A 19,263-nucleotide genomic window follows, 5' to 3' on the forward strand; every position below is an offset into this window, starting at 1 on the left:
AGTTGCGCTCGCGTCACGCACCACGGTTTACCGGAACTGGACCCGCTGCGAAGGTAAATCGCGCAGATTGATCACGACCGAATACGCGCCCTAGTCGGGAATTCGCCGCGCCGCGCGTTGACGTGCTTCGGTTCGGCGAGCAGGTAGCCGGTGCGGGTGACCTCGTGGCCACGGGTGTCGGAGCCTACGGCGGTGACGTGTTCTCCGACCGCGAGGCCGTTGATCATCTCCTGGAATTCGACCTTCATGCGTGCGTTCCTTCGTCTGGGGGTCAGGGCGAGTTCGTGCTCGGGGATGTCTTCGAGGACGGTGAGCCGCGGGGCGTGCAGGGTGCCAGCGCACACCGCGCAATCACAGGTGTGGCAGCAGTAGCGGCAGCTCGTGTCGTCGCAGAACGGGTCGGGACCGTGGTAGTGGCTGGGATCGGGTTCTTCGCAGCCCCAGCTGCGGCAGGACCGGTCTCCCGACTTCGGAAAGACCCGGTGCTCGGGAGTCATTCCGTGGGCGAGCGGCACGCCAGGGCAGGCGAATGTCGAGTGGCGGGCGGCAGCTTCGGTGGGCCACGCCGCACGGCATGCGGTGCACTGGTACCGGCCCGCCGGGTGGAGGCGTGTGGAGTGGCGCATGGGGAATGGCCTTTCAGCGTTCCGTCAACGGGAAGCGGCCGTAGGGATCGAGAACTGGTTCCCGCTTGTCAGGTGGCGTGTGTGGTCGGGTGCTGGGGCACAAGGCCGCCACAGTGTCTGGCCAGCCCGGATACCGGCCCCTGCGACACCAGGTCACTCGCCCGGTCGGCGTGGTACCCAACTGGGTCGGACACCGGTCTGGAAACACTGCCGTCCCCGGGGTTGCGGGGCGTGGGGCCGGTCAGAACGGAGCTTCCTCGGGGCGGCGTTCGGGCCGGGTCAAGGAGGCCTCCAGCCGGGGCCGGATCCGGGGGCAGGTGCATCCTTCGGGGTAGCAGTGGGGCCCGCCGTCGAAGGGCTCGTGCCAGGGGCAGTCGAACTCGGGCAGGCGCTCCACGAGCACGCTCAGGCGGTGGACGGCGATCAGCCACGGACCGGCGGTGAGAACGCCGGGCCGGGTGAGGCCGCCGGGCTGGTAGCGGGCCGCGGGGTGGCGGTGGGTCCAGCGCTGCCACAGGCGCAGTGCCCGCTGGCGCAGCGGGTCGTGGGCGTGGACCGGGTCCGGGGTGGGGGTGTGGGGGTCGGTGAGGTGCGCGTTGACGGTGAGTGCGAGGGCGGGCTCGGGGCCGCGCCACTGGCCGGGGCCCGGGAGGTGGGGGCGGGTGAGGGTCGCGTGCAGGTGGCCGGGGGCGGTGGTGAGGGCGAGCGTCCAGCCCCGGATCTGAACGGCGTGGCGGATGTGGGAACCGCACCCCAGGGACTCGGCCGCCTGCTCGGGGGCCAGAAGGGCGAGGGTGTCCTCGAACGCTTCCTCGGCCGCGGCGCGATAGGCGTAAAGCGCCAGGGTACGAGGGTCGTAGAAGCCGTACTCGCTCCACTGGTTCAAGAAATCGGTGTCGGCGGCGGCGCTCTCGTAGACGGCGGCGCCCAACTCGGACTCGTACGCGAGATCGGACAGGTGGCGGCGGGCGGTCATCGGCTGGTGTGTTCCTTCACTGGTCGGTGGCGCGGGCGGCTGGGCCAAGGCACGGGGGTGCACGGGACAGAGGCCCCGACACGGGGACTGAGAGGCAGGGACGTGGTGTGCGCGGGACGGCCGGGACCCCGCTCGGAGTGAAAGGGGTCTCGGCCGTCGGTGCTGGCCCCTACCCGGACCGGGGCGGGTGCGGCACGGCCGGGCGGTGGGCCGCCGGGTGCTCTGCCTGGGAAGGAAAGTAGCCACGAGACGGAGCCGGTCAACACCCCAACCCCAGTGGATGACAGGGCGGTTCAGGCCGGGTGAGGGGTGGCTCTGAACGGGCGGCCGGACGCGGCGCACCCGCCCCGCACCGGGCCTCCTCCTCCTGGTCGCCTGAACGGGAGCGACGGCGGACACGACGGTGCGCGCCCGCCGGAAGCGCCGCCGGAGGTGGCCGCCCCCGAGGGAAGGGGGCGAGGGACAGGGAGCGGGAAGGTACCCGGCCCCCACCCGGCCGCACCACGAGGGGAGAGCACACACCGCCAGGCGCCCCTGGGATGCCGGCCAGGACCGCCGGAAACGCAACGGCGACACAGTCGGCACCAGACCTGGAGGGGGGCCGGCCGGGGCATCAGCAGCGGCGTGGCCGGTTCCGTGTCCTGGCCGGGGGTGAGGCGCAGCGCGCGGTGCGGGTCGGGCGGTGGTGTGGTGGCCCAGCCGAACGAGTCGTGCGCGGCCGGGCGGTGGTGTTCAGCCGAGACGAAGGTTGCGCCGTGTTCGGATGATCTAGTCGATCAGGCGGTTGGCCTCGACGAGTTCGTAGTCGGCGGGGAACGCTTCGATCAGCTCGGCGCCCTCGGTGAGCGCGGCGCTACGGGCTCCATCGAGGACGGCGCCGAGCCGGTCGATCTCGGCGAGGGTGAGAGCGGTGCAGGGCGGGCGTAGACGGTCACGGCTACGGCTCCCCGGCGTCCTGGACGAGCACGTAGCCGCTGCGGCGGGGTTGCCCGGTTGCGGTGACGGCGCTGGCGTGGAGGCGGCTGGCGAGAATCTGACGCTGGCGCTTGCCGGTGATGGCGTCGACGACCTGGGCCCGCACGTCACCGGGGGTGTAGCGGAGGATGCGGATGGTGACGCTGCTGCGGGGGTCGCAGTCGCGGTAGACCTGGTGGCGCTTGATCATGTGGTACCTCCGGGTCGCGGGAACGAGGCCGCTGGTCTCGGCGGCCTGGCGCACGGGTCTATTGTCTCGGGTGGCTGCTGGGTGCGGCCGTGTAGATGGCGGGCGATGAGGACGGTGCCGGTGCCGACGGCGAGGAAGCCGCCGGCCACAGCGAAGAGATGCGGCGCCGTCACACGGCGGGAACCGACCTCGAACTGAATCTGGATCGCGTGCCTCATCGCTTGATCACCGGGCGTCCTCGGCTTTGCCGTCGGCGTTGATCCGCCATCCGGTCACGCGATCGGTGACGGATACACGGTCGAGGAGGCCGCGTTGTTCTCGGCAAGCAACCCGCCTTCGAACGCTCAGGTGAGACCACTGCACTCTGTTACAGACGGCCGGACCCCGAGCAGTGGCGCGCCCCGGCTCCGGGGCGCAGCAGGCCGGGGCTGGGAGTCGGCGGGGTCAGGGGGTGTCTGAGATAGGGGTGTTGGCGGCGAGGAAGAGGCGGGCGGCGGCGAGGACGTCGCCGTCGCAGCCTTGCCGAAGTTGGGCGAGGGCACGCGGACCGTACCTGTTGACCAGGTCGGGGGTGACGTCGATGTGGTCACTGGTGGCGGATGTGTCCTCGATGACGCGGCCGTACGCGAGCGCGCGTATGGCCTCTCCTGCGAGGTGCCATCCTTCCAGGTACGGGTTGTCGTACCGGGCGGTGAGTTCGGGGTGGAGGGCGGCGAGGTCGGCGGGCGTGGTGTCGGCCGCTGCCTGACCGCTGATCAGTGCCTCGGCGTAGGCGGCGGTGAGACGCAGAAGTCGCAGTTCCCACCCTTGCAGTTCGAGGCTGAGGAGGACCTCGGTCGGGGGGAGCGCGGGGGCGCCGGGACGGGCGCCGCGCTCCTTCATCCAGCCGGACAGGGCGGTGACGGTGTGCTGGTGGCGGTACTCGGTCGTCAGCAGCGGGGCGTCGGGGATGTGCCAGGCGCCGGTGCCGTTGACGCTGATCTCGCCGTGGGCGGTGGTGAGCTGCCACAGCACGGTGTCGCCCTGGTCGTCGGGTTCGAGGTAGAGGACGTGGTAGTCACGGGATCCTGCGGGGCTGGTACGGATGGTGAGCTCGACCGCGACGGTGCGGCCACCGGAGAGGTCGGTCCTCTCGGCGGGGATGCCGTGCTGGGAGAGAGCGGTCGCGAGAGCGTGTGCGGTAGCGGTGGGGTCCATGGTGTGCTCCGGTGAGTTGGTGGACGGCTCTGAGGGCCCGGAACGGATCGAGCGGGCCCGCTTGCCCGGGGGCGGGCCACGCGGCGAGGAGAGGCGCGGTGGCGACGGCCACCCGAAGAGCGTGGTCTCCTTCGAGATCGCAGTCGGGGGGAAGGAGGAGCCGCTCAGCGGGTCTCGCTGTAACCGCACTGGGAGCACGTGTGCGTGACCTTCTCGGCCTTCGGGGTGATGCCGACACCGTGGGCGTTCGACTCCATGTCGATGGTGCAGTTCGGGCAGTTCATGGCTCGGCTCCTGACGCGACGAGGATGTTCTTCAGCGCCAGATCCGGATCAGCTCCGCTGATCGCTTGTGCTCGCTGCCTTCACAGGGCGAGTAAGGCGAGCCACGAAGAAAAAGGACACAGCACCCCGGCGCCGCAACTGCCCGAAGGCAGAGCGCGCACCGGGGTGCTGGGGAAGCCGGATCCGCGGAGGTCTCCAGGGACGCGCTGCGGGGATCAGCTGCAGCGCTCAGGAATCGAACCTGTTCCGCGACCGGTCTGCGCGGTGTGCCTACTGGCGCACGCCGAGGATCAGTCGGCGCACTGCGGATTCGAACCGCTCCGTGCAGAAGTCGTGGTGGTCTGTCGTCGATCGCCGGCATCAGCTGTGCTGATGACTCAAGAACAGTCGAAGTCTGGCCGGCAGTGAGGTCAGATCCGGTTGAGGAGTTCGAAGAGCAGGCCGCGTCGGCGGGCGCCCCCGGAGGGGCGGGATTACGAGCGGTGGGCGGCCATGTTGGGGCACGAATCGTGGTCGCGTGTTCCCGTGCCCCGGCAGTCGGGGCAGCGGGCGTTGAGCATGTCCAGCAGCAGCGCGTTGAGGGCCTGGATGGTCGCGGCGTGGGTGCGCTGGTCGCGGTCGTGCCCGATCGCGGCGGCCTCCAGCATCCTGCGGGCGAAAAGGCCGATGGCCTCGCGGACACCTTCGACGCTGCCCACGTCCAGGGCGGTGATCTCGGTGTTTACGGTCCGCTGGTGAGGGCGTCGGGCAGGGACGGTTGGGGTGGAAATGCTCAACGCGTATTCCTATCTCGGCGAGTTGGGTGGGCGGTGGCGGGGGAACGGGCTGCGACGGACCTGGGGCGGCCCCCGATCTGTCGTCGACCGCCCGGGTCAGCCGTGCTGATGTGCGGGCCCGCTCTGTGAGCTCAACCAGGACCGCCGGGAGGGGTGAAGCTCGGCAGATGGTCAGCGAGTCGGGAAGGGCAGCTGCTCGTCCACGGCACTGGTGTACGCGACGGCCGGAGCGACAGCCGCGACCGGGGTGGGGGCCTGTGCCTGCAGGGCCTGGTTCCGGGCCTCGGCGTTGGTGACGCGCTCGGCCAGACGGGCCTGGGTGGTCTTGCGCGACTCCAGGAATGAGATGTTCTGGATCTCCAGCTTGAGCTCGAAGACCTCCACGCCGTTCTTGGTGTAGCGGTTCATGCGCGGCTCGTAGCCGATGGCCAACAGGTCGCCCTTGTGCACGTGCGCGAAGGGGCCGATACCCGTGGTCTGGGCGCGGACGAAGGCCTCGAACGGCAGGGCATCGGAGATGCGATTGCCCTGGGCGTCGGTGTAGCCACGGTCGACGAAGGCGGTGAGCATGACCTTCTTGGAGCCGTCCTTGTTCTCGAAGACCTTCGGGTCGTTCGCCAGGCGGCCGACGACGGATGCGGTGCTGGTCGGGTTCGACATGGTGGATTCTCCTTGAATACAGCAGAGTGCCCGGATCGATTTCGCCGTCCGCGCACAGTGGGGTGGAATTGGGTTGCTGAGATATTCAGCTATCTGTCATGCCACCATCCGGATCAGCTTCGCTGATCAGATGATGTTCTCTTTCAATGCTTCATCCGAATCAGCTGCGCTGATCGAATGCTTCGTCATTCCGATACCCGAATCGGCTTCGCCGATTTACCGGCCACTATTCCGACCAGACCCCCACGTGATATTCGGATGTCCCACAGCGCGGTTTCTGCCTGACATGCTCTGGCGGTGTCGCCGGCCGCGCGCGAGTTGGTGGAAGTGTTCGAGATTTGCGATCTCGGCCTGGTGGAGTGTTGCTGTGGAGAGCCAGAACACCTGAACCACTGCGAGGACGATGAGCGCGCCTGAACGAAGCTCAGAGGGCGGAATTCCTCACAGCGTCACCTGCACTTCGTAGGCCGTCGAGAGATACGGCCCAACATTGAGCGTCTGTACGGGCGTCACCAGACCCGCCTGCGCCAGGCGAGCCGTCAGGCCACAGTGCTCGGACCAGTCCTTGATGAAGACGTTCCCGGGCTCGGGTATGAGACCGTGGGCCCGCAGGCTGATCGAGATGGGCTCGGCGGGGCCCTCGGCGTTTTCGAGTTCCAGCAGACGGTTCTCGTTGTCGTGCACGAGTGCTCCCGTAAGCTCGATGCAGCCGAAATCGACGGTGACGTCGGGCCTTACGGTGGTTGCGGACTCAGCCATGATGGTCTCGCCTTTCTCATGACGTGCGTTGCGAACGCCGACGGGTACGGCAGTGGATATCTCCGCATTGATATGGTCCTTGGGCCTAAGCACGTGCCGTAGGACAGGAGCCGCAGGCTGGTGGCGGTTGGCCTCGGGAGAACAGCGTGCAGCCAGGCGGCCAGGTCGGTGTCTTGACCGCTGAGTGACAGCCGTCACGGGTGGCTCCTGTCGTCGGCGAGCTGGGCGGCGCCTCCGCTGCCACCCGCAAAGCCGGTGCCCCGGCAGTGCCCGCAGTGTCCGGTGCCGTCGGAGTGAGCGGCGGGGAAAGTGTCCAGCTCGCCCCGTACCAGCGCGGTCAGCCAGTCGAGCTGGCCGGGCTCCATCGGGACCTGGCGCTGCTCGCCGGCCGTCGGAGCGATGACCGTGACGATCACGGGTACGGTGCCCTCGGGGTCGGTCGGATATCCATCGGCCAGCTCGGCGAGCGCTTGGGCGAAGTCACCGACGGCTGTCGTGGCCTTGGTGCTCATGGCATCGGCTTCGGTTGGCCGGGCGATCTCCTCGTCGAGCAGGTACATCTCGCCCCACGGGTTCGGCTCCTCGACGGGGCGGCCTTGCCTGATGTCGCGAAGCCGTTCGCGGCGACGGTCCTGAACGTAGCCGCGACAGAGCAGAGCGTCGTGCTGGGAGGTCGGCCAGTTCGAGGCGGTCGCGCACCACCCGCAGTGCGGCGTGAGGGTCAGGGCGCGCCAGATGGCGAGGGCGAGCAGAGTGGTGGCGCAGCCGGGCAGCGCGCCGATCGCGAGCATCACGTGGCGTCTCCGTCCGTCGTGGTGGTGGTGGTTTCGACTGGGAGCGAAGAGCCGGCGACGGCCTCTTCGCTCGTGTTGTATGTGAGGTCCTCGGCTGCCTCCGGGACCTTGGGTTCGCGGCAGTGGCGCTTCACCACCAGGCCGGCTTCACAGCCTCGGTGCTGACCGGGTGGGGACACCGCTTTCGTGAGATCTGGCGGGTCATGCCCCCCCAGGCGGCGCGGAAGCAGAGGCAGTTCGCGCCGTAGATCCCGCGTTGGTCGCGAAGTCGTCGGCGAGGTGATCGGTCTCGGCCTGATCTGCGGCAGAGTCCACGAAGTGACCGCGCCCGTGGTCGAGGGTGTGTGGTGCCGATGCTCCTTGCAGATCTGCTTCCGGATCGACTGCGTCGATCCAGTTCAGTCACCCGCCGGCGCCCGGTCGCCGCGATAGAGCTCGCTGATCCGGGTGACCTTCGGTGTGCCGACGGCCGCGGTCGGACAGCATTGCCGTCGCGGCGGCGTAGGCGTCGATCGAGTCGGCTTGTTCTTCAACCGCCGCGTCGTGCGGTCCAGACGGTCACGCGCACGACAGTGACACCGGCAGCAGCCGACGCTCGTGGGAGCCCGGCACCGTAGGCGCCGGGCTCCCACGGCCGCACCGGGCCGGGGCAACCGGAGCAGGCTGCGTCAGCTCTCCTCGCGGATCTCGATCAAGTGGGTGCGGACCGCGCCCATGGGGTCCGGTGCCTGCACTCGCAGGCGCACCGGCTCGCCGGGCACGGGTGGGATCTGTTCGACGCTGACGATGTCGCCGTACTGTGTGCCGGCCTTCTTGTTCAGCGCGGTGTGGATCAGTGTGCGCAGCTCGATCGGGCTCACCAGGCGGCTTCCTTCATGGCGGCGCGGTGCGCGGCGAGAGCCTTGGTGTGGCGGTTCAGCCCCGCGACGATGTGCTCGACAATCGCGCGGACCTGGTCGGTGCCGCCGAAGGTGCCCCAGCGCTTCCAGCTCTTGTGCTCGGTCGGAGTGAAGCGATCGATGGTGTCGAAGGAGAAGACGTCCTTCTGCGCACCGGCGGTCTTCGCCTCGGCGCAGCGGTCGATGATGTAGTAGGCGTTCGAGCCCAGCAGGATGTGCCAGGCGACGATGTGGTGGTAGCCGTGGTTGACGGCGGGGTCCGCGAGGTGCTGCTTGCCGTCGCGCCACTGGATCGCGCCGCCGTAGCGGCTGTGGAAGACGGGAATGTTCATGTTCGGCTCTCCTCGGTGGCAGTGTCGGGGTGGTGACCGGCATGAGGAGGCGGCGGCCGTCGATCGGGCACTTGAAGGAGAATCCGGTCAGGTGCGCGGTGGGGTTCGGGCAGATCGGCTCGGCGTCGTTTGCCTGGACGCAGGCCCAGTCGTTGATCACGTACGCGGCGATGCCGGCCTTCGCACAGTCGCCGAAGATCACACCTGTGGGGTGCTTGGCCTTGGCCTCCATCTCGAGGTCGCACGGGCGCGGCGACGACGGAGTTCGGGAGCATTTCGTGCTCGACGAGGGTGAGGTGCCTCCGCCTGTCCGGTGTGGCGATCACGTCGTTCGGGGCGAGGTCACCGGCACCGGGGTGGGCGTGGTCCAGAGCTGTCGGGCCGCGTTCAGTTCTCGGATCGGTGGGCGTGAGCGGCGGAGTAGCGGCTGATCCAGCCCTCGACAGTCGAGCGCAGGTGCGTGTGCTCGGGCTGGTAGTAGTCCTTGCGGTCGCGGACCTTGCCGGCGAGCAGGAAGGAGACGTGGTGGTCGCCGGCCGCGACCGGAACGTTGTCCCAGTCGATCGCGGCGAGCTGCTCGAAGGTGGCGGTGCCATCGTCGAGCTGCTGTACGGCGGTGTAGTCCTTGCCGTCGGCGACTTCCAGGCGGGCGAGGACGTCCCGCGGGTTGCCGTCGCCGTGCGCAGCCCACCACTGGGAGTTGTCGGCGGTGTAGCAGTACGCGGCCCACTTCGTCTCGCTGTGGTTGCATTCGACCATGTAGCCGAGCCCGCTGGTGGTCTCCTCGGGCTTGAGCATCCCGACGTTGTACTTGTAGCGGCTGGGCAGCTCGGAGGCGCGCCTGCGCCAGTTCACGCCGTCGAGCGCGGGGGCCTGGGTCTTGCTGGTCACGGATGTCCTCTCATCGGTACGTGTTGACGGGGCGGCCACCGCCACGACCCTGAAGGGAGCGTGGCGGAAGCTGACCGGATGTTCAGGTGGCGTCCTGGTCGACGGGCACGCGCGCGTCGTTGAAGCGGTAGGTGACAACCGGCTCGCCGGGGTGGTAGTCGATGGACGTGATCCGCCACGCGGCCGGGTCTTCTTCGTTGTCGCCGATGAAGGCCCAGTTCGCGGTGGCCATAGCCTCGTTGTCGTTGACGAGGTAGGAGTACTCGCCGCGGCACGGGTCGTAGTCGTTGACGTACGTGAACATGAACGACCCGGCGTCGGGGTACCGGTCGATGTCGAAATTCGGTCCTTCGGTCACCAGAATGTCGAGGCCGTCGCCCATGTGCTCCATGAACATCGGCCGGTTCATGATGTCGTGGTGCTCGACAGTGCCGTAGACGAAGTGCCGCTGGATCAGGTAGAGCGCACGCAGGAGCGTTGCGGCGTGGGCGATGTACTTGCCGTCCAGCGTGACGCGGCAGTCCGCGCCGTCGCAGGTGCCCTTCGGCATCTCAGTGACGATGTAGGTGCGCGGGTGCGCGCCGCCGATGCGCACCTCGTGCTTCGTCGCCTCCGCGGACTCGCCGACGCTGACCCACTCGGTGACGGTGCCCACGACCCGGTCGGCCGTGCCCCGGCGGTTGTAGCGGTACTCGGTCATGAAATCGTCGCCGGAGCGATGGTGCATGCTCTCGTACTCGGCCTCGGACACCCGGTCAAGACCCAGCAGTTCCAGGCGCTTGTTCTGCGCCGCACGAATGTCGGCAACGGTGATCCGGGGGTCGTTCACTTGGAGTTCTCCCCGGTGTTGGCGGCGGTGATCACGGGCACCGCTCCCCCCACACGCCGGTGCCCGGGCGTCCGGCCCGGCGGCCGTTGACGGACGGCACCGTGCGGTGCTGCACCGTCGCAAGGACCGCGCGACCCGACTGCTTGCCTTCATAGAGAGCGGCGTCCGCGGCCCTCTGCAGCACGGTCAGGTCGCGGGAACCGACCGAGGCCGGGGTCGCCGCGCCGACCGACGCGGCCACGTCGACGGTGCTTCCGTCGTCCAGCGTGACCGGGGTGTGCAGCATCCGCACCAACTGCTCCAGGCGCTGCTCGAGGTTGCCCGCGGTCAGCTCCAGGACCACGGCGAACTCATCACCTCCGAGACGGCCGATGGCTGCACGTGGGCCCGCCCAGGCGGTGAGCCGGGCGCCGAATGCTGCGAGGACGGTGTCGCCCGCCGCGTGTCCGAGGTCGTCGTTGATCCACTTGAACCTGTCCGCGTCGACCATGACTGCGGTTGTGTCGTCGCCGTGGCGGGCCAGGAGCCGGCGGGCGCGGGCGGTATAGGCGTCGCGGCGCAGAAGGCGGGTCAGCGGATCTTTCTTCGCTGCGGCGAGCTTCATGTGCAGCGTGACGGCGTGCACCACCCAGCCGGTCAGCGGTACGGCTGCGGTGGCTATCAGGAGGGCGCGTGGGCCGAATCGGCCCCTGGTGCGCAGGACGAAGTGCATACTGAGGTTTCCCTCTCGTCTCGTACGGGATGGGTGGCCCGGGGCAGCCGTCGAAGCCGGTCAAGCAGAGCGGCTGTCCCGGGGCAGAGCTACAACTCGAAGGTGCTGGGCTTGGTTGAGCGGCACAGGTTCGCCCAGCGGCCCGCAGTCGTGGCGGGCCAGTTGAGCTCCCAGCCAGGCCGGAATCCACGGGCGGCCGGGCCGGTGAAAACGTGCAGACCGAGCACGCCGGCCTGCTCGGTGCTGCGCATCGGGACATACACCTCGAAGTGGGGCAGTGGCACGTCCGTCTCCTCTCTGGGGCGAGGGGTCACTGCGACCGTTCCGGCCCCGGTGGGTGCAGCGTCGGGAGCGGCACAGAGTGCGCTCAACTCAGGCGGGGTTCAGCTGGCCGTCTCGATCGCGCCGCGCAGGTGGATGCGTGCTTGGGCCAGGAGCGCGGCCTGAGCGGTGGCGGGCTCGGTCAGAGCATCGGTGAGGTAGGCGGCGGCGGAGTCCAGGTGGTTGCTGGCGTCCTGGAAGTTGATGTGGCTGGAGCCGGCGAGCGCATCGCGGACTTCTTCGACCAGGTAGATGAACCGGTTCAGGGTGAGCCCGCGCGGCGGTTCGGTGCCGATGAGGATCGCGAGCTCTGAGGTGAAACAACTGTCGAGCGCGGCGAAGGTGTCGGTCCGAGTGGTCTCGATGGCCATGAGGGCCTCCTCATCAGAACTTGAGCCGGAGGGCGATGGGAGTGCTGGGGTCGCCGTAGTCGCGGCGTGGCAGCTGCGTCGACTGGGGAAGAGAGCGGGGGTGGACCTTGGGCACGCTCGCTCTTCGGCTTCCTCCGCTTCCTCGGTCTCTTCGGCGGCGTGGGCGTCCGTGCGCTCCCGCGCGATGTCAGTGATCAGCGGGCAGGGCTCCATGAGACAGTTCACGCAGGAGGTGCACTGCTCCTCGTGGCAGTCGTGGCCGCTGGTCTGGATCGCGTCGGCGAACCGGGCGCGGACCGCGTCGGGGATTCCCGAGTTCGACGCAGAGTCGTGTATCGCGCAGGCCCAGGCGTAACTGCTACCCGAGCGACCGGGGTCGATGACGTGATCGTGGATGTTCCGGGTGATCGGGGCGACGATCCCCTGGCCGTTGATGGAGTACTCGGTCTGCGGGTTGCCGTCTCTGTCGACATAAGTGATCACGTCGGTCCGCGTCAGGGCCTCGATCTTCGGCAGCACCTTCGGGCCGCCGACCTTCACCGGGGCGATGCGACGGATCTGGTCGGTGTCGCCCGTGGGATCGGTCGGCTGGTTCCCGCACTGCCCGAACTCGGTCTCGGTGCTCTCGGGCAGCAGGAAATGGGAGAGGCCGACGCTGCCGTCGTCCGCCCGCCTGAGGACCGCGCGAGTGCAGATCTCGACCGCGGCCCGGACACGCCGACGCCCGGCCACCTGCGGTGTACAGGTTCCGGGCGTCGTCGAATCCGTCTGGTGCTAGCGGCTGTTCTCCTCCCTTTCGACCACCAGCCGCGGCGATTCCACCAGGATCACGGTGCTGACGAACACGCCGCTGCCGGCCAGCAGCTCGACGGGTTCCTCCAGCAAGTCGGCGAAGGCCAGGCCGCCGGCCAGCGCGCGGGCCTCGGCTTCGTCGGAGGCCTCGACGGACAGCTTCACGATGCTCTCGGCGTCGAACACGAAGGCGGTCATCAGCTGTTCACCTCCGGCTGTTGGAACTCGGCCTCGCCGACGACGTAGCCGATGGGGATCTTGATCATTCCGCGCCAGTCCACGCCCAGCTCCAGGGGCTCTTCCTTCAGCCGCTCCACCAGGTCGTCGGCCTCCTCGCGGGTGTCCGCCTCGACTGCGGCGTCCGTGCTGAGCACCAGGGCGTACTTGAACTCGGGCATCTCTTCCTCCAGGTGAGGCGCATTCGACTCGGTTTGTTACTGAGCGGCGCGCTGAAAGGTCGTCTCCGTCAGATTCACCATCCGGTTGCGCTTCCAACGCGGCTGCCAGATCACCGCGTGCGTCTCCGTGACTTCGGTCAGCAATCCCGGGATACCGTCGATGTGCCACCACGCCGTGATCTCGGTACCGACCCACGCCCGAAGGTCGACGGGGGTCGGTGACTTGAAGTAGTCGTGGTCTCCCTTGCGTACCGGGGGCTCGCCCCGCTCGCCAGGTTGCGTCGTCAGGCCGAGAGCCAGAGACCGAATCGCCTTGCGCCTGCCCGGTTCGAGTTCTGTAGCCTTCGCGGTGTAGTAGAGGCGCAGTCTGTCGGGCTTCGGGGGAACCTGGTGCTTGTGGACGCTGCCGTCTTCCCGGACGGTCACGAACGCCGTCCCGAAGGGGCTCTGACGCAGGGGCCAATTGATCACCAGTCCAACTACGCGAATGGGCTCGGTGTCGTAGAAAGCAACCCACTTGCCAGCCTTCGTCGGGCACAGGGACTGGTCACTGACCAGGCGCGTGCCCATCGCCTTCTGGTCCGCGGCGATCTTCGCTTTCACTATGTCGCTGGTCATCGGTTCTCCTTCGTGCAGTGTCGGGGTGCACCTCGCGCGGGACTACAGCCCGAGAAGGTGCATCTGCTGCTCCATCGCCCGAACGGATCACAGCGTCTGGGCGGTGAAGATTCGGCCGAGCACGTGACCGCACTCGGTACATTCGGCCTGGGCGTCCCTGCTGTCGCCAAAGCGGTCGGGTCAGGCGTTCGGGCTCACGTTCCAAGCTGGTCACCCGTTCTCCTTGGTGGCGCAGTCAGGGGTACAGGTGTGGAACTCGGCGGTGTTGCGGCGGATCGCCTCCCGGACCGCGGCCGGCAGGTCTTCCAGGTCCTCCAGCTGAACCATCGCCCAGTCGTGGTCGGGGCGGCCGTCATCGAATGCCGAGCCGGGGTCGAGGGTGTGCTGGACGTACTCGTGGTCGCCCACGCCGTGCTCGCCGATGTACAACTCGGTGTAGGTGGCCCCATCCGTCCAGCGCTGCACCACCAGGTTGAGCTCGGACAGGTGCGCGACGGGGTTGAACAGTCCAACGCCGTTGATGAGTTCGACCACCTGCTGTCGCAGCCCGTCGTCGCCGATCCCCTCAGCGTCGGCGAAGGTGCCCAACCAACCAGCCGGGTGGACACGGCGGCTGATGTGGTTCGCATCCTCCCAGCCTCCGGGGACAGCGCGCTCGATGGTGATCTGGTACATCTCCCAATCGCCGTCCCTGACCCGCTTCCTCGTCTCCTCGACAAGCGCGGCCGCGTCGGAGAACTTACTGCCGTCGCCGCCGAACAGGTCGGCGGCGGCCTCGCGGTCCTCCTCCAGCACGATCCGGATATCGCCCAACTTCATCGCGATTTCCTCCTCTGAGATGCGACGGCGGCCCGGTTCGAGCCGCCTCGTTTCTGTGCCAGCCTTGCGCGCCCCGCGCTGGACTCGAACCGGCTGCACTTCCCGGACGGGGCCGCCCCTGCCCTACGGCGGGTTCACCACTTGTGCCGGTCGAAGAAGAGGAAGGTGTGACCGGCCGGATTTCGGGCAGCAAAAAAGGCGACCTCCGTTCGGAGACCGCCCTGCCACTGCCCCTGGTGCTACTGGTGGTGGTTACTGCGCCGGTACCGCTCCAGCAGCAGCGCCATCCCGTCGACGCTGCCGGCCGCGATCGGCCGCCATCCCATGTCGTCGTTGGCGTCCTCTCGGTCGAAGATCGCCGAGGCGAAGTGCTGGAACCCCGCCGGCTCGACAAGGAACCTGGTGTGGTTCGGGTAGCGACACGGTCCGAGGCAGCTGCACTCCGGCTCGACCGACATGATCTCGAAGAAGTTCTGGTGGGTGTTGTGCAATTCCTCGATCATCCGCTTGGCCTCGGTCCACGGCGCGAAGTAGCGGCTGCTGTAGGGCCCGTCCGGCTCCTCCTCGCTGATCTCGACGCTGAGCTGCATCCGCTCGATCTGCGGCTCGCCCTTGGACTCATTCACCTTTCCGCGGATCCGCCACGTCACCAAGCAGATGACCTGCTTGAGCTCGTTCGTGTGCACGGTCTCGATTCCCATGCGGTTGCCCTTCCTCGTTGTTGTGGAATCCCTGCGGGCCCCGGCAGCCTTCACCAGCCGAGGCCACCCCTGCTACTTCCGGTCGTACAGGACCATACCGACAGGCCCCCACAGCGCGGCGGCTTCCAGCACATCGGCCTCGTCCGGGTCGACCTGGTGGTGCCAGCCCCAGATGTCCCGCAGCGAGCCCTCCGGGAAGTGCTTGCGCATCAGCCGCTCACCGCGCTTCCACATGACGTAGGTCCCCGAAGGGTTGTTCATGTGCCCGCCATGGAGGTAGATCACCAGCTCGGTGTAGTCCTCCTTGTGCTGCCGGTTCTCGAACACGACCTCCGGCCACTCGCGGGTGGTGTCCCACTCCGCCTCGCCGACCGCGACGAGGTCGCGCCGTGCCGTGCGCTGCTGCTTGATGTACGCGACGCCGGCCTCGGTGAGCGTCAGCAGCGGGTTGTGGAGGCCCTCGGGGTCAACCTCGGTGGAGACCTGGTCGACGTACGCCGTCTCGCCGTCCTTGAGCCCGTACATCTTCCACATGACGTCGTAGAACTGCGGTGCCCTGTACGGCCCGTCGTACTCCAACAGGGTCTCGACGTCGTTCCACCGCATCGGGTCCGGGCTGGCATCGAGCACATGGAGGATCGCGTCCGGCAGCTGCTTCAGGTACATCGGTTTCTCGATTCTTCTAGTGGGTGGCTGGGTCAGCCCAGTTCGGACAGCAGGCCGACCCAGACCTCGACGCCGGTGCGCGTACGCAGAAGGCTCTTGCCGGTCTCGTCCGTCCAGACGCAGATGCCGTGCTCCTGCTGGGTCATCGTGGCCTTGATCGGCGGCCTCGACCTCTTGGTGTTGGCACGGCCACCGAACGCGGTCCACGTGCCCGGGACGATCTCGCTGCACTTCCTCTTCTCCATGACGTCCTTTCGCTGGTCACTGACAGCCATCGTCAGGCGCACCCACGTACGCGAAAGGCGCCCACTCGGGGCGCCCTTTTCGGCCTCGGTCAGCTGGTGTCCTCTCTCACCACTCGGGCTCGCTCTCGTACGCCGGCATGTAGCTCTGAACCAGGAGCTTCGTCAGCAGCGGGGAAAGCTCGTATAGCAGAGCGCGTCCGACTCGACCCACTCGCTGGTCTCGAGGTCCCGCACCATGGTCAAGTACCTACGGTCGTTGGCGAAGTAGTACTTCGGTCGGCTGGCCACGATCAGCACCGACTGGCCGTCGCGCGCCGTCGTCCGCCGGTGCGGCACGCCCTGCTTCTTGAACTCGACTTCGAGGCAGTCGATCGGATCGTGGTTGTCCTGCGGGACAGTCGTGCACCGGCACAGCCACGCCGGCTTCACCCTGGGCGGGCACCACTCGAACACCCCGGGCCGGTCCATGTACGTCTCGACCAGCTCACCGCGCTTGATGGCTTCGATCGCGGCCCGCTCGGTATCGTTCAGCAGGCGCGCGGACCACCACTTGTCGGACAGCATATGGGGCGGCTGCGCGCTGTGCTTCATCGCGCGGTCGTGCGCGGCCTCGACGTCGGCGTGCGGGTGGATGTACTTCGTGGCGCACTTCTCGCAGTGCGCTCCGAAGCACTCCACCACGCCCTCGAAGGTGGTGAACTCCTGGACTTGGGTCGGTTCCTCGTCGCAGAACATGTCCTTGCAGGTGACCGGCTGACGCCGGCTGTTGAACCTCGGCCCCGATCCGGTCCGCAGCCCGCACGGCAACCGCACACTGTTCTGCATCAGTCGATCTCCTCGTCGGTGAAGTTGCCGCTCGCGGTGACCAGGTCCACGAAGTCTCGTTCCTCGGCATAGGTGATCGGGGTGAAGGGCTTCTTGGGCTTCTCGGCCGCAGGCTCGACGACGACCACGCCGGCCACGTCCGCCAGCTCCCGAACCAGGAGCACCAGGGCGCGCTCATGCGTGCCGGGGTACTTGCCGCTGCCGGTGAGCGATCCGCCGATCCGGCTGACCACGAAGGGGGCGCTCATCCCCTCGCGGTGCCCGAGGATCAGGCGTGATCCGTCCGGGAGCGGCACCTGACCGACGATCTCGCGCTGCGCGTACGTCTCGGGCCCAAGCGGCCGGAGCGTGGCCCGCAACGCCGGATTCTTGACGCAGTTCTCCCCGCACTGCTGGCAGACGACTTCCACGTGCGCCTGCCGTTCGCCGTCCTCGTCACCGGTCCACGTCATGCTGTAGTACACGAGGTGAGTCGCAGCGCGCGGGCAAGGCGCCCACGGATCGCCGGTACTCGTCGAGCACATCGGCGGCTTGATTCCCGCCATTTCCCCTCCTTGAATTCTGGCGCGAGTTCTCGCGCCCCTTTAGCTACTCGTCGGCCGGAGCGGTGACCGCGTGGGCGAGCTGGTCGAACTCCGTACGCGGGTTTTGCGGGTCGGAGTCGGGCACCACCAGCACCCGGAAACGGCCGTCCGTGGTAGCAGCAAGGACGCCGGTACCAACCTCGGTCACCACGCCTCCCCGGCCAGGATCGCGTCGAACTGTTCCTCGGCCAGGTCGTGGTCCAACCGCGACGGCCCGAACCACCTCTCGCCGTGCTCCTCGCGGATGACCCACGACGCGCGTCCCCAGCTCCGGTCAGCCTTGCGGTGCAGGGTGTACGCGGCCTCCGAGCACCTCGGCGCGCAGCGTGCGCGCGCCGTCGGTGTACTCCGTCGAGTACTGCGACGAGGGGATGTTGGTGATCCAGGTGCCCTCGTGGGGCGGCATGAACTCCGGCCGGATCTCCGGGTGCGCCCACACCCTCACGCCGCTGTCGGGGCTGAACGAGCGCCACGAGTGGAACTCCCCGTCCGATGTGCGCCCCGAGTCGTGCTTCGCCGTCCAGAGCGGCGTGAGAACGGTCACCTGCCGGTCGTTCTCGTCGATGCGCCGACTGGCCAGCCGCATGCCGGCTTTGAGGTCGCACGGATGCATGAGCACCACCCCGGCGTCGGGGTCGAACCAGTCACTCATCAGAACTCCTTTCCGTCCCAGCGGAAGTCCCGCTCGGGGTCGAGGGATCGAATCCAGCTGCGCGCCGCCGTACTCGCCGCGTCCACGTCCCCGTTGAACGGGCGTGTATCAAGCGAGTCGTAGACCTGGTGCTCCCACTCCGGCCGGCTGTCCGGGTTCTTCGGGTTCCGGTCAGTCGCGTACACGGTCAGCGTCTCGACGCCGAGCGAGTCCAGGTCCGGGCCGTACTCGACGTACTCCTTGCCGTCCTCGACCACCGTGTTCTTGCGCTCCGGCGCGTGGGCGTAGGCGTAGAGCGTGACTACTGCGCCCGGCAGATCCAGGTTGATGAAGCGCACCGAGCAGGCCGGACCGCGCTGCTCGTCACCGTGCTGGCCGTCGTCGTCCATGACGCCCAGCTCGTGCATGGCCCAGCTCATGTCAGTCAGTTCTCCTTCTTCGCCGCGAACGGCCCGTAGGCGCCGTCCGCAGCGCTCGTCGGGGTGTAGCTCTTCGGGCTCTTGGCGCCTTCACCGCGCTTGGCTGCCTCGACGCCCAGGCGGTTCGCGGGGGCGCTGCCAGTCAGGGATGGTTCACGCCTCGTCGGTCTCGACCGAGACCAGTTCCGCGGAGACGCGGCGGCGCTCGCCGCTCATGTCACGGATGAGGACGTAGCCGATGCGCTTGAGGCCGTGTTCGTAGGCTCGACCTCCGTCTCGATCACCATGCGGGGAGTCATGAGCCGACCCCAGGCTGCCTTCGCCCCGGCCGGCGCTTCGAGCGTGGCGCCCCACATGTCGGAGGCCCAGAACCGGGTCCCCTCGTCGGCGATCTCCTCGAAGTGCGGCTACGCGCCCACGCCGTCCGGGGGACCGTTCGGAAACGAGAAAGGCCCTGGCGGAGCTCGGGCCCTGCACTGCTGCTGTTCCAACCTCACCCGACAACGGGCGCCGTCTGCTCCTTCCAGACGGCGTACAGCTCGGCGGCCTCGGCCGGGACCATCCACGGGAAGGTGTCCGCCCACTCCCGGTACGCCTCGCCTTCGGACTTCGCGCAGGAGGAACCACTGGCCGGTTCGGTGATCGCCTCCGGGTTCTCGGTCAGCTCGGCGATGGTCTGCCTGCTGCTGCGCTCGTACGACAGGACCTCGTGCCCGAGCCGCCCGAGCTCGTCGTCGGTGAAGCACTCCTCGCACAGGCGCACGCGCAGGCCGCTGACCTTGTGCAGGATCATGACCTCGGCACCCTTGTACGAGTGGAACCCGCAGCGCAGGCACCGGTAGTAGCCGTCCCCGTTGCTAGGGCGGGTATTGGGTTGTGATCAATGGCTGTTCCGGGTGAGCTCTTTGATCCAGATCATCGAGGCCCGGAGATGGAGGCCGGCGAGGTAGCT

The 19,263-nt window shown here is 68.1% G+C and carries 28 protein-coding genes; all 28 read right to left on the bottom strand.

Annotated features, from left to right (window positions below; genetic code table 11):
* Nucleotides 1-71 precede the first annotated feature (71 nt).
* The 28 genes from ACIQVZ_RS40080 to ACIQVZ_RS40215 all read right to left on the bottom strand — a co-directional run bounded on the left by ACIQVZ_RS40080 (nt 72) and on the right by ACIQVZ_RS40215 (nt 19,104).
* Nucleotides 72-515 (bottom strand): hypothetical protein, encoded by a 444-nt coding sequence (locus tag ACIQVZ_RS40080; RefSeq protein ID WP_402457420.1) that lies wholly within the window; start codon nt 513-515, stop codon nt 72-74.
* 352 nt (nt 516-867) lie between these two features.
* Entirely contained in the window at nt 868-1,602 is a 735-nt protein-coding gene (locus tag ACIQVZ_RS40085) for a hypothetical protein (RefSeq protein WP_402457423.1), read from the bottom strand.
* A 937-nt stretch (nt 1,603-2,539) separates the two neighbouring features.
* The gene (locus ACIQVZ_RS40090) at nt 2,540-2,821 is read right to left on the bottom strand and encodes a hypothetical protein (protein ID WP_402457426.1); all 282 of its coding nucleotides are present in this window, start codon (nt 2,819-2,821) and stop codon (nt 2,540-2,542) included.
* Between the two features lie 390 nt (nt 2,822-3,211).
* Nucleotides 3,212-3,964, bottom strand: coding sequence for a hypothetical protein (locus ACIQVZ_RS40095; protein ID WP_402457429.1), 753 nt, complete (start codon nt 3,962-3,964; stop codon nt 3,212-3,214).
* 757 nt (nt 3,965-4,721) lie between these two features.
* Nucleotides 4,722-5,024, bottom strand: coding sequence for a hypothetical protein (locus tag ACIQVZ_RS40100; protein WP_402457432.1), 303 nt, complete (start codon nt 5,022-5,024; stop codon nt 4,722-4,724).
* Between the two features lie 171 nt (nt 5,025-5,195).
* Nucleotides 5,196-5,684: a single-stranded DNA-binding protein gene (locus tag ACIQVZ_RS40105; RefSeq protein ID WP_402457435.1), complete on the bottom strand. Its 489-nt coding sequence runs from the start codon at nt 5,682-5,684 to the stop codon at nt 5,196-5,198.
* Nucleotides 5,685-6,125: 441 nt separating this feature from the next.
* On the bottom strand, nt 6,126-6,443 hold the full coding sequence (locus ACIQVZ_RS40110; protein ID WP_402457437.1) for a hypothetical protein: 318 nt from the start codon (nt 6,441-6,443) through the stop codon (nt 6,126-6,128).
* 194 nt (nt 6,444-6,637) lie between these two features.
* Nucleotides 6,638-7,237, bottom strand: a complete 600-nt coding sequence (locus ACIQVZ_RS40115) for a hypothetical protein (protein WP_402457440.1) — start codon at nt 7,235-7,237, stop codon at nt 6,638-6,640.
* A gap of 668 nt (nt 7,238-7,905) precedes the next feature.
* Nucleotides 7,906-8,097, bottom strand: a complete 192-nt coding sequence (locus ACIQVZ_RS40120) for a hypothetical protein (RefSeq protein WP_402457442.1) — start codon at nt 8,095-8,097, stop codon at nt 7,906-7,908.
* Nucleotides 8,094-8,468, bottom strand: coding sequence for a hypothetical protein (locus ACIQVZ_RS40125; RefSeq protein WP_402457445.1), 375 nt, complete (start codon nt 8,466-8,468; stop codon nt 8,094-8,096). The genes ACIQVZ_RS40120 and ACIQVZ_RS40125 overlap by 4 nt, the downstream gene beginning before the upstream one ends.
* A gap of 387 nt (nt 8,469-8,855) precedes the next feature.
* Complete coding sequence (locus tag ACIQVZ_RS40130; RefSeq protein ID WP_402457447.1) at nt 8,856-9,359, bottom strand: hypothetical protein; 504 nt, start codon at nt 9,357-9,359, stop codon at nt 8,856-8,858.
* Nucleotides 9,360-9,441: 82 nt separating this feature from the next.
* Complete coding sequence (locus ACIQVZ_RS40135; protein ID WP_402457449.1) at nt 9,442-10,188, bottom strand: hypothetical protein; 747 nt, start codon at nt 10,186-10,188, stop codon at nt 9,442-9,444.
* 31 nt (nt 10,189-10,219) lie between these two features.
* The gene (locus ACIQVZ_RS40140; protein WP_402457452.1) at nt 10,220-10,900 is read right to left on the bottom strand and encodes a GGDEF domain-containing protein; all 681 of its coding nucleotides are present in this window, start codon (nt 10,898-10,900) and stop codon (nt 10,220-10,222) included.
* An 89-nt stretch (nt 10,901-10,989) separates the two neighbouring features.
* On the bottom strand, nt 10,990-11,184 hold the full coding sequence (locus ACIQVZ_RS40145; RefSeq protein WP_402457455.1) for a hypothetical protein: 195 nt from the start codon (nt 11,182-11,184) through the stop codon (nt 10,990-10,992).
* A gap of 99 nt (nt 11,185-11,283) precedes the next feature.
* On the bottom strand, nt 11,284-12,324 hold the full coding sequence (locus ACIQVZ_RS40150) for a hypothetical protein (protein WP_402457456.1): 1,041 nt from the start codon (nt 12,322-12,324) through the stop codon (nt 11,284-11,286).
* Nucleotides 12,325-12,366: 42 nt separating this feature from the next.
* Nucleotides 12,367-12,582 (bottom strand): hypothetical protein, encoded by a 216-nt coding sequence (locus ACIQVZ_RS40155; RefSeq protein ID WP_402457459.1) that lies wholly within the window; start codon nt 12,580-12,582, stop codon nt 12,367-12,369.
* Complete coding sequence (locus tag ACIQVZ_RS40160) at nt 12,582-12,782, bottom strand: hypothetical protein (RefSeq protein WP_402457462.1); 201 nt, start codon at nt 12,780-12,782, stop codon at nt 12,582-12,584. The genes ACIQVZ_RS40155 and ACIQVZ_RS40160 overlap by 1 nt, the downstream gene beginning before the upstream one ends.
* A 36-nt stretch (nt 12,783-12,818) precedes the next feature.
* Nucleotides 12,819-13,400: a hypothetical protein gene (locus tag ACIQVZ_RS40165; protein ID WP_402457464.1), complete on the bottom strand. Its 582-nt coding sequence runs from the start codon at nt 13,398-13,400 to the stop codon at nt 12,819-12,821.
* Between the two features lie 210 nt (nt 13,401-13,610).
* Nucleotides 13,611-14,219 (bottom strand): hypothetical protein, encoded by a 609-nt coding sequence (locus tag ACIQVZ_RS40170; RefSeq protein ID WP_402457467.1) that lies wholly within the window; start codon nt 14,217-14,219, stop codon nt 13,611-13,613.
* 239 nt (nt 14,220-14,458) lie between these two features.
* Complete coding sequence (locus ACIQVZ_RS40175; protein WP_402457469.1) at nt 14,459-14,920, bottom strand: hypothetical protein; 462 nt, start codon at nt 14,918-14,920, stop codon at nt 14,459-14,461.
* A gap of 72 nt (nt 14,921-14,992) precedes the next feature.
* On the bottom strand, nt 14,993-15,586 hold the full coding sequence (locus ACIQVZ_RS40180) for a hypothetical protein (protein ID WP_402457471.1): 594 nt from the start codon (nt 15,584-15,586) through the stop codon (nt 14,993-14,995).
* 32 nt (nt 15,587-15,618) lie between these two features.
* Nucleotides 15,619-15,831, bottom strand: a complete 213-nt coding sequence (locus ACIQVZ_RS40185) for a hypothetical protein (protein WP_402457474.1) — start codon at nt 15,829-15,831, stop codon at nt 15,619-15,621.
* A 162-nt stretch (nt 15,832-15,993) separates the two neighbouring features.
* Nucleotides 15,994-16,656, bottom strand: a complete 663-nt coding sequence (locus tag ACIQVZ_RS40190) for a hypothetical protein (protein WP_402457476.1) — start codon at nt 16,654-16,656, stop codon at nt 15,994-15,996.
* Nucleotides 16,656-17,108, bottom strand: coding sequence for a hypothetical protein (locus ACIQVZ_RS40195; protein WP_402457479.1), 453 nt, complete (start codon nt 17,106-17,108; stop codon nt 16,656-16,658). Before ACIQVZ_RS40195 ends, ACIQVZ_RS40190 begins: the two co-directional genes overlap by 1 nt.
* Before the next feature lie 136 nt (nt 17,109-17,244).
* A complete protein-coding gene (locus ACIQVZ_RS40200; RefSeq protein WP_402457482.1) occupies nt 17,245-17,388 on the bottom strand; it encodes a hypothetical protein in 144 nt (47 codons plus the stop codon).
* Nucleotides 17,389-17,514: 126 nt separating this feature from the next.
* Entirely contained in the window at nt 17,515-17,892 is a 378-nt protein-coding gene (locus ACIQVZ_RS40205) for a hypothetical protein (protein ID WP_402457485.1), read from the bottom strand.
* On the bottom strand, nt 17,892-18,311 hold the full coding sequence (locus tag ACIQVZ_RS40210) for a hypothetical protein (RefSeq protein ID WP_402457488.1): 420 nt from the start codon (nt 18,309-18,311) through the stop codon (nt 17,892-17,894). The genes ACIQVZ_RS40205 and ACIQVZ_RS40210 overlap by 1 nt, the downstream gene beginning before the upstream one ends.
* Nucleotides 18,312-18,804: 493 nt before the next feature.
* Nucleotides 18,805-19,104 carry a hypothetical protein gene (locus ACIQVZ_RS40215; protein WP_402457491.1) on the bottom strand — a complete coding sequence of 100 codons (300 nt, stop codon included), beginning with the start codon at nt 19,102-19,104 and terminating at the stop codon, nt 18,805-18,807.
* Nucleotides 19,105-19,263: the final 159 nt, after the last annotated feature.

This window comes from Kitasatospora sp. NPDC098663 (assembly GCF_044760075.1).
Lineage (GTDB): Bacteria > Actinomycetota > Actinomycetes > Streptomycetales > Streptomycetaceae > Kitasatospora.